Origin of the sequence: Pseudomonas entomophila (genome assembly GCF_029478665.1) — a bacterium.
In the GTDB taxonomy this organism is placed as follows: domain Bacteria; phylum Pseudomonadota; class Gammaproteobacteria; order Pseudomonadales; family Pseudomonadaceae; genus Aquipseudomonas; species Aquipseudomonas entomophila_F.
On the sequence record NZ_JARPQB010000083.1, the window covers coordinates 1 to 8,389 of the forward strand.

The 8,389-nt window shown below is 65.2% G+C and carries 6 protein-coding genes; 4 read left to right on the forward strand and 2 right to left on the reverse strand.

Going from position 1 to position 8,389, the window contains the following annotated elements:
* Positions 1-28 precede the first annotated feature (28 nt).
* Positions 29-2,080 carry a TonB-dependent receptor family protein gene (locus P5705_RS25350; RefSeq protein ID WP_277463618.1) on the forward strand — a complete coding sequence of 684 codons (2,052 nt, stop codon included), beginning with the start codon at positions 29-31 and terminating at the stop codon, positions 2,078-2,080.
* Between the two features lie 151 nt (positions 2,081-2,231).
* Here the strand turns inward: P5705_RS25350 and P5705_RS25355 are convergent, their stop codons facing one another.
* Positions 2,232-3,296, reverse strand: a complete 1,065-nt coding sequence (locus P5705_RS25355) for an AI-2E family transporter (RefSeq protein WP_277463613.1) — start codon at positions 3,294-3,296, stop codon at positions 2,232-2,234.
* 123 nt (positions 3,297-3,419) lie between these two features.
* On the opposite strand from P5705_RS25355, the gene yegQ reads away from it, so the two are divergent.
* Positions 3,420-4,745, forward strand: coding sequence for a tRNA 5-hydroxyuridine modification protein YegQ (gene yegQ, locus P5705_RS25360; protein ID WP_277463614.1), 1,326 nt, complete (start codon positions 3,420-3,422; stop codon positions 4,743-4,745).
* Here yegQ and P5705_RS25365 read toward each other — a convergent pair whose 3' ends face one another.
* On the reverse strand, positions 4,746-5,402 hold the full coding sequence (locus tag P5705_RS25365; protein ID WP_277463615.1) for a hypothetical protein: 657 nt from the start codon (positions 5,400-5,402) through the stop codon (positions 4,746-4,748).
* A gap of 246 nt (positions 5,403-5,648) precedes the next feature.
* Here P5705_RS25365 and P5705_RS25370 point away from each other — a divergent pair, with 246 nt between their 5' ends.
* A complete protein-coding gene (locus P5705_RS25370; protein ID WP_277463616.1) occupies positions 5,649-7,361 on the forward strand; it encodes a copper resistance system multicopper oxidase in 1,713 nt (570 codons plus the stop codon).
* On the forward strand, positions 7,354-8,259 hold the full coding sequence (locus P5705_RS25375) for a copper resistance protein B (RefSeq protein WP_277463617.1): 906 nt from the start codon (positions 7,354-7,356) through the stop codon (positions 8,257-8,259). The genes P5705_RS25370 and P5705_RS25375 overlap by 8 nt, the downstream gene beginning before the upstream one ends.
* Positions 8,260-8,389 lie beyond the last annotated feature (130 nt).

The window sequence follows — 8,389 nt, forward strand, 5'->3', positions numbered from 1 at the left end:
ACAGCACTCGATCTGGAACCCCGTCCCCATGCGCCCCACCCTCCCCTACTCCTTGCTGGCCCTGTTCGTCGCCAGCGCAACCCAGGCCGCCAACCGCGTCGAACTCGACCAGGTGCTGATCCAGGACCAGCAGCAAACCGAACTGGAAGCCGCCGCCGAGCACCTGCGTGAAATCCCCGGCGCCAGCAACCTGGTGGACATGGACAAGGTGGGCCAGGGTCGGGTGGCGAGCAACCAGGACGTGCTGGCCTACCAGCCGGGGGTGTTCGCCCAGTCGGCGGGCAACGACGGCATCAAGCTGTCGATCCGTGGCTCGGGCATCAACCGCGCGCCGGGCGCCCATGGCTCCGGGGTGTACACGATGTTCGACGGCCTGCCGCTGACCGGCCCGGGCGGCACCCCCTACGAGCTGTTCGAGCCGCTGTGGCTGAGCCGCGCCGAAGTGCTGCGTGGCGCCAACGGTTTCGACCAAGGCTCGCTGGCCCTGGGCGGCGCGATCAACTATGTGACCCACACCGGCCACGATGCGGCGCCCCTGCAAGTGCGCTACGAAGCCGGCAGCCGTGGCTACCAGCGCCGGCATGTCAGCTCCGGCCAGGTACTGGGCAACCTCGACTACTACGTGGCCCTGACCGACGCTGAATATGACGGCTACCAGCAGCACAGCAGCGGCAGCGCCAAGGGCATCGCCGCCAACGTCGGCTACCGCTTCAACCCGAACCTGGAAACGCGCTTCTACCTGCGCTACCGGGAAACCGAGAATGATTTGGCCGGGCGCCTGACCAAGGAACAGATCAAGCATCACCCCCGCGCCGCCAACCCGGCCTACCTGGCCCGCGACGACAGTCGCCCGCAACCGGGCAGTACCTGGGTGGGCAACAAGACCACCTTCTTCCTGGATGACGATTCGCGCCTCGAGACGGGGCTGGTCTATCACGACTACCCAATGGACCTGCGCGAGGGACCGATGCGCCTGAAGGTCGCCTACAGCGACGTCAGCGGCACACTGAACTACTTGCGTCGCGACACCCTGTTCGGCCATGAGAGCAAGACCACCATTGGCTGGCGTACCACCAAGCACCTGCCCAACAGTGGCGCCTCGCAGTTCGCCCGCACCAGCGGTGACAACTTCGGCGCCCGTACCCGCGACTTCAGCTATCAGGGCTCGGACACCGTGCTGCATGCGGGCAACGACCTGGAGCTGATCCCCGACCTGTGGCTGACCACGGGCCTGGCGATGATCTACACCCGCCGCGAGAGCGACGTGACCTACCCCGCCAGCGGCGGCAAGGTCAGCCAGCATGACTGGGACTACGCGCCACGTATTGGCCTGCGCTACGACATCCGCCCGGACCTGCAGGTCTACGGCAACCTCAGTCGCTCGGTGGAGCCGCCACACCCGTGGTCACTGGTCTGGAGTGCGCCGGTCGCCAACCAGCCCATGAAGATGCAGAACCAGACCGCCACCACCCTGGAGCTGGGCGCCCGCGGCGATTCGGCACTGGGGCATTGGGACCTGGCCTGGTACTACGCCCAGGTACGCCACGAACTGCTGAACGTGGAAGTCGTGCAAGGTTTACCGTTCAAGGAGTTCAACGCCAGCCCCACCGTGCACCAGGGCATAGAAGCCGGCCTGGACAGCCCCCTCTGGGAGCAACCCGGCACCGGCAAGCTGAGCCTGCGCCAGGCCTACACCTTCAGCGACTTCCACTACCGCGACGACGACACGTTCGGTGACAACCGCCTGCCTGGCATCCCCATGCATTACTACCAGGCCGAACTGCGCTACGACTGGCCGAGTGGCTTCCACGCCGGGGTGAACACGCAGATGGCCTCCAAGGTGCAAGTGGACTACGCCAACAGCTACCACGCCAACGCCTATGCCCTGCTGGGTGCACGTCTGGGCTGGGATTCTCCGAAGCAGGACTGGCAGACCTGGCTGGACCTGCGCAACCTGACCAACAAGCGCTATGCGGCAACGGTGACGCCGGGGTACAACGACGCCGGGCAGGACATTGCCCGCTCGACGCCGGGGGAAGGGTTCGGGGTGTATGCGGGGGTTTCCTACAGCTTCCGCTGATCATTGACCCTGTTCGCCGGCAAGCCGGTTCTCATGGAACAAAACATAACTCATTGATTTGCCAAGACCTCTGTAGGAGCGGCTTTAGCCGCGATCCCCCGCGAAGCGGGTACCAGGCAACGCGTTGCCTGCATCGCGGCTAAAGCCGCTCCTACAGAGGCAACTGCACCTGCGGCTTGGTCGACACGAAGATCGCCCAACTGGACACGAACAACGCCGCGATCAACGGCCCGATCACGAACCCGTTGAGCCCGAACACCGCCAGCCCACCCAGGGTCGATACCAGCACCAGGTAATCCGGCATTCGCGTGTCCTTGCCCACCAGGATCGGCCGCAGCAGGTTGTCCACCAACCCGATCACCAGCACCCCGAAAGCGATCAACACGATCCCCTGCCACGTTGCCCCGGTCAGCAGAAAGTACACCGCCACCGGCGCCCAGACGATCCCCGCGCCCACCGCCGGCAACAGAGACAGGAACGCCATCAGCACCGCCCAGACCAGCGCGCTGGGGATATCCAGCACCCAGAAGATCAAGCCGCCCAATGCCCCCTGGGTGATCGCCACCAGCAAGTTGCCCTTGACCGTGGCGCGTACCACATGCTTGAACTTCAGTTGCAGACGACGTTTCTGCTGTTCGGGCAATGGCACCGCCTGACGCACCTTGCGTGCCACCTCCGCGCCCTCGCGCAGAAAGAAGAACAGCAGGTAGAGCATGATGCCGAAGCTCACCAGGAACTCGAAAGTCCCCTGGCCGAAGCTGAACGCCTGGCCCGCGAGGAACTGGCTGCCTTGGGTCGCCCACTTGCTGATCTTGTCACGCAGGCCGTCGAGGTTGCCCATACCCATGCGGTCGAGGAAATGCTGGGCATAGGCCGGGAGCATGTCCTTGCCGCGCTCGATGTAGCCGGCGATATCCAGCTGGCCGCTCTCGATGCGCTGGTACAACGCGGCGCCCTCCTGCACCAGCAGGGCACTGATGATGATCACCGGCAGCACGGCGATCAGCAGGCATGTCATCAGCGCCGTCGCCGTCGCCAGGTTGCGCCGCCCACCGAAGCGCAACAGCAGGTGGCGTTGCAAGGGCGAGAAAAGAATACCGAGGATCACCGCCCAGAAGATCGCACCTGCGTATGGCAGCAGGATCCACAGGAAGGCGATGGTCACCAGTGCCAGCAGCACGGTCAGGGCTTTGTTCTGCAACACCGTTTCGTTCATGGGCATTCCTCATGGGCTCAACCATTTAGTGCCCTGCCCATTGGCAAAAGTGCCGTTGACCCAGATCAATACCCACGATTGGCCATCGACTTAGCATCCGCGCCTTTTGCCCCGGTGCGCACCATGACCTCCTTCGCCAAGCCCGAACTGCTCGCCCCCGCCGGCACCCTCAAGACCATGCGCTACGCCTTCGCCTACGGCGCCGATGCGGTCTACGCCGGCCAGCCGCGCTACAGCCTGCGGGTGCGCAACAACGAGTTCGACCACGCCAACCTGGCCCTCGGTATCCAGGAAGCCCAGGCCCTGGGCAAGCAGTTCTACGTGGTGGTCAACATCGCCCCGCACAACGCCAAGCTGAAGACCTTCCTCAAGGACCTGGCACCCGTAATCGAAATGGGCCCGGACGCTCTGATCATGTCCGACCCCGGGCTGATCATGCTGGTGCGCCAGCACTTCCCGCAGATGCCCGTCCACCTCTCGGTGCAAGCCAACACGGTGAACTGGGCCAGCGTGAAGTTCTGGCAGGGCCTGGGCCTGACCCGGGTGATCCTGTCGCGGGAACTGTCGCTGGAAGAGATCGAGCAGATTCGCCAGCAGGTGCCGGACATGGAGCTGGAAGTCTTCGTCCACGGCGCGCTGTGCATGGCCTACTCCGGGCGCTGCCTGCTGTCGGGCTACCTGAACAAGCGCGATGCCAACCAGGGCAGCTGCACCAACGCCTGCCGCTGGAAGTACGAGGCGACCCCGGCCACCGAGAACGCCAGCGGTGACATCGTCCGCGAGTTCGAGCCGACGCTGGGCATCGGCGCCCCCACCGACCAGGTGTTCCTGTTGCAGGAATCCAACCGTCCGGGCGAGGAGATGCCGGCGTTCGAGGACGAGCACGGCACCTACATCATGAACGCCAAGGACCTGCGTGCGATCCAGCACGTCGAGCGGCTGAGCCACATGGGTGTGCACTCGCTGAAGATCGAAGGGCGTACCAAATCGCACTTCTATTGCGCCCGCACGGTGCAGTCATACCGTCAGGCCATCGACGACGCGGTGGCCGGGCGGCCGTTCGACCGCGGCCTGATGGACAACCTCGAGTCCCTTGCCCAGCGCGGCTACACCGAAGGCTTCCTGCGCCGACACGTGCACGACGAGTACCAGAACTATCAGCGTGGCAACTCGGTGTCCGAGCGCCAGCAGTTCGTCGGTGAGCTGACCGGTGAACGGGTCGACGGCCTGGCCGAGGTCAAGGTGAAGAACCGCTTCGCCGTGGGCGACCATCTGGAGCTGATGACCCCACGCGGCAATTACCACTTCGACCTCGAACGGATGCATGACCGCATGCAGCAACCCGTTCACATCGCACCCGGCGATGGTCACACCGTGTACCTGCCCATTCCCGAGCAGGTATCACTGGCATACGGCCTGCTTATGCGTGACCTGCCTGACATGCCGTGATCAGTCGATCGGCAGTTCGAGCAGTGCACGCCGCGACCAGCGCGTCAGGTCCTCGTGAATCTGCCCACGAAAGTCGGCGAAACGCTCCCGGTCGAAACGATAGGCGGTGCCGATCTTCCACACCACGATGTCGCGGCGGACTTCGCTCCAGAAGTCGAAGTCACGCATCTCGACCGTTGCGTTCAGCCTGAATGCATAGACCGCGAAGCTGATCCTGCCTTGGTCGTCCTTGTAGCAGGGAGTCACCATGAACGAGGAAGATTGGCCATCCTGCGCGCCCTGCTCGAAGAACCTCCTGGCGAACGCGCTGCCACGCAGCACATCCAGGGCATCGCGTGCCTGCCTGGCCAACAGCGCTGGAATGTAGCCCGTACCGATAGGGCCGAGTTGGGCATCGAAGTCGGCATAGCTACCCACCACCCGCGGGGGATGGCTCAGGTTCTCCAAGCTGGCACAACCATGCTTTTCGAGACGGTTGCGAAAACGGTCCAGCCAGCTCTTCCAGAGCGCCTGGTGGTCGAAGAAGCGATTGGCGAATCCTTCGGCGTGATCCAGCAGGTCGAGCACATCGATGCGCTCTGCCCAGGACAGGTCTGGGCCAAGGCCGATCAGGTTGGATTCGGATTGCGTAAGTGAAACCAGCGAAGGTGTGATCATGGTCGTCTAGCCAATCGGGAAAGGGCCCCACCCTAGCGGCCCCGTCACCGGGCCGGCATGAGGAATACCTGCCCTGCAAGCGTTCGGAAAGGGGATACTTGCGGCTACAGACCATTCGGAAGGCGCCGACCACAGCCCTGGAAGTGGTCCGATATCGCGCTTGCTGACAAATCTGTAATCCACATCTCAGGTAGCTGACAGGCGCGGGCGGCGAGGATCGTGGCACTTTCCCAGCGAGAGCACGCCATGCCACCTACTCCAACCCGCCGCACCTTCGTCAAGGGCCTGGGCGCCGCCACCGCCCTCGCCGGCCTGGGCCTCTGGCGCCCACTGGCCCAGGCCACGGAAGGCCGCCGCCCCCTGCACGACCTCAGCGGCCAGCAGTTCGAACTGTTCATCGGCCAGACCCCGGTCAACATCACCGGCCGCCCACGCACCGCGCAGACCATCAATGGCAGCCTGCCCGGCCCACAACTGCGTTGGCGCGAGGGCGACACCGTGACCCTGCGGGTGCGTAACCGCCTGGAGCAACCCACCTCGATCCATTGGCACGGCATCATCCTGCCGGCCAACATGGACGGTGTGCCGGGGCTGAGCTTCGCCGGCATCGAACCCGGTGGCGACTACCTCTACCAGTTCACCCTGCGCCAGAGCGGTACCTACTGGTACCACAGCCACTCCGGGTTGCAGGAGCAGGCCGGCGTTTACGGGGCCATCGTCATCGAGCCGCGCGAGCCTGAAGCCCATCAGTACCAACGCGATCATGTACTGCTGTTCAGCGACTGGTCGGACCAGGCGCCGGAGGCGCTGATGGCCACGCTTAAAAAGCAGTCCGACGCCTTCAACTACCACAAGCGCACGGTCGGCGACTTCGTCGACGATGTCGCCGAAAACGGCTGGGGCAAGGCCGTCGACAACCGCTGGGCCTGGGCAAGGATGCGCATGAGCCCCACCGACCTCGCCGACATCAGCGCCGCCAGCTACACCTACCTGCTCAACGGCCAGCCCCCGGACGGCAACTTCACCTGCCTGTTCCAGCCCGGCGAGACCGTGCGCCTGCGCCTGATCAACGCCTCGGCGATGACCTACTTCGACTTCCGCATCCCGGGCCTGAAGCTCACGGTGATCGCCGCCGACGGCCTGGCCGTGACGCCCGTGACCGTGGACGAGCTGCGCATTGCCGTGGCCGAGACCTACGACGTGCTGGTGACCGTGGGCGACCTGCCCGCCTACACCCTGTATGCCCAAAGCATGGACCGCACCGGTTTCGCCCGTGGCACCCTGGCTCGCGTCGCCGGTTTGCAGGCCCCCGTGCCCGAGCCGGATCCGCGCCCGGTGCTGAGCATGGACGACATGGGGCACGGCGGCATGGGGCAGATGGATCACTCGAACATGGCGGGCATGGACCACTCGACCATGCCCGCCATGACCATGATGCAAAGCCATCCCGCCAGCGAAATCGACAACCCGCTGGTGGACATGCAGACCATGGCGCCCCGCGCCAACCTGGCCGACCCCGGCATCGGCCTGCGCGGCAACGGCCGCCGCGTGCTGACCTACGCCGACCTGCGCAGCCCCTACCCCGACCCGGACGGCCGAGAACCGTCGCGGGATATCGAACTGCACCTGACCGGTCACATGGAGCGCTTCGCCTGGTCGTTCGACGGCATCAAGTTCAGCGACGCCGAGCCGCTGCGGCTGAAATACGGCGAGCGGGTGCGCATCACCCTGGTCAACGACACCATGATGACCCACCCCATCCACCTGCACGGCATGTGGAGCGACCTGGAGGACGAACAAGGGTGCTTCCTGGTGCGCAAGCACACCATCGACATGCCCCCCGGCAGCCGCCGCAGCTACCGCGTCAGCGCCGACGCCCTGGGCCGCTGGGCCTACCACTGCCACCTGCTCTACCACATGGAGACCGGCATGTTCCGCGAGGTACGGGTCGATGAATGAGATCTACAACCGCCGCATCGTCACCGGTGTCGCGCTGCTCGCCCTGCTGGCCAGCGAACGGGCCCTGGCCGCTGGCATGGCGCCTGTGAATCATGGCGCCATGCCAATGGACCACGGCCAGATGAGTCACGGTACCATGCCCATGGATCACGGCCAGATGAACCACGCAGCGGCGCCCCCCAGCCAACCGCGCACACCGCTGCCAGCGATCACCGACGCCGACCGCCGCGCCGCATTCCCGCCGCTGCCAGGGCATCAGGTGCACGATCGGGCAACCAACTGGGCGGTGATCGTCGACCAGCTGGAATACCAGAACTTCGAAAGCAGCAGCGCCCTGAACTGGAACGCCACCGCCTGGGTCGGTGGTGATATCGACCGCCTGTGGCTGCGCAGTGAAGGCGAGCGCGAGCAAGGCAAGACCCACAAGGCCGAACTGCAGGCGCTCTGGGGCCATGCCATCAGCCCCTGGTGGGAGCTGGTCGGCGGTGTGCGCCAGGATTTCAAGCCCGCCAGCGGCCAGACCTGGGCCGCCTTCGGTATCCAAGGCACACCGCTCTACGGCCTGGAGCTGGAGGCCACCGCCTATGCCGGCGAGCGACAGCAGACCGCGCTGCGCCTGGAGGCCGGTTACGCTATGCTGCTGACCAACCGCTGGGTCCTCGAGCCCACCGTCGAGGCCAACTTCTTCGGGCGCAACGACCCTGGGCGCGAACAAGGCTCGGGCCTGGCCGAGAGCGAAGTGGGCCTGCGCCTGCGCTACGAGATCACCCGCGCATTCGCACCCTACGTCGGTGTCAGCTTCAACCGCCTGCACGGCAACCGTGCCGACCAGGCCCGGGAGGACGGCGAGGACATCGGCCAGACCCGCTGGGTGGCCGGGGTCCGCTTGCGCTTCTAAACCCTGGCGCCAGCTTCTGTAGGAGCGGCTTCAGCCGCGATGCAGGCACCGTGGCAAGTGGCACCCGCTTTGCGGGTGATCGCGGCTAAAGCCGCTTGTGTCTTGATGGGGGATTAGAATCTGGAGTGAG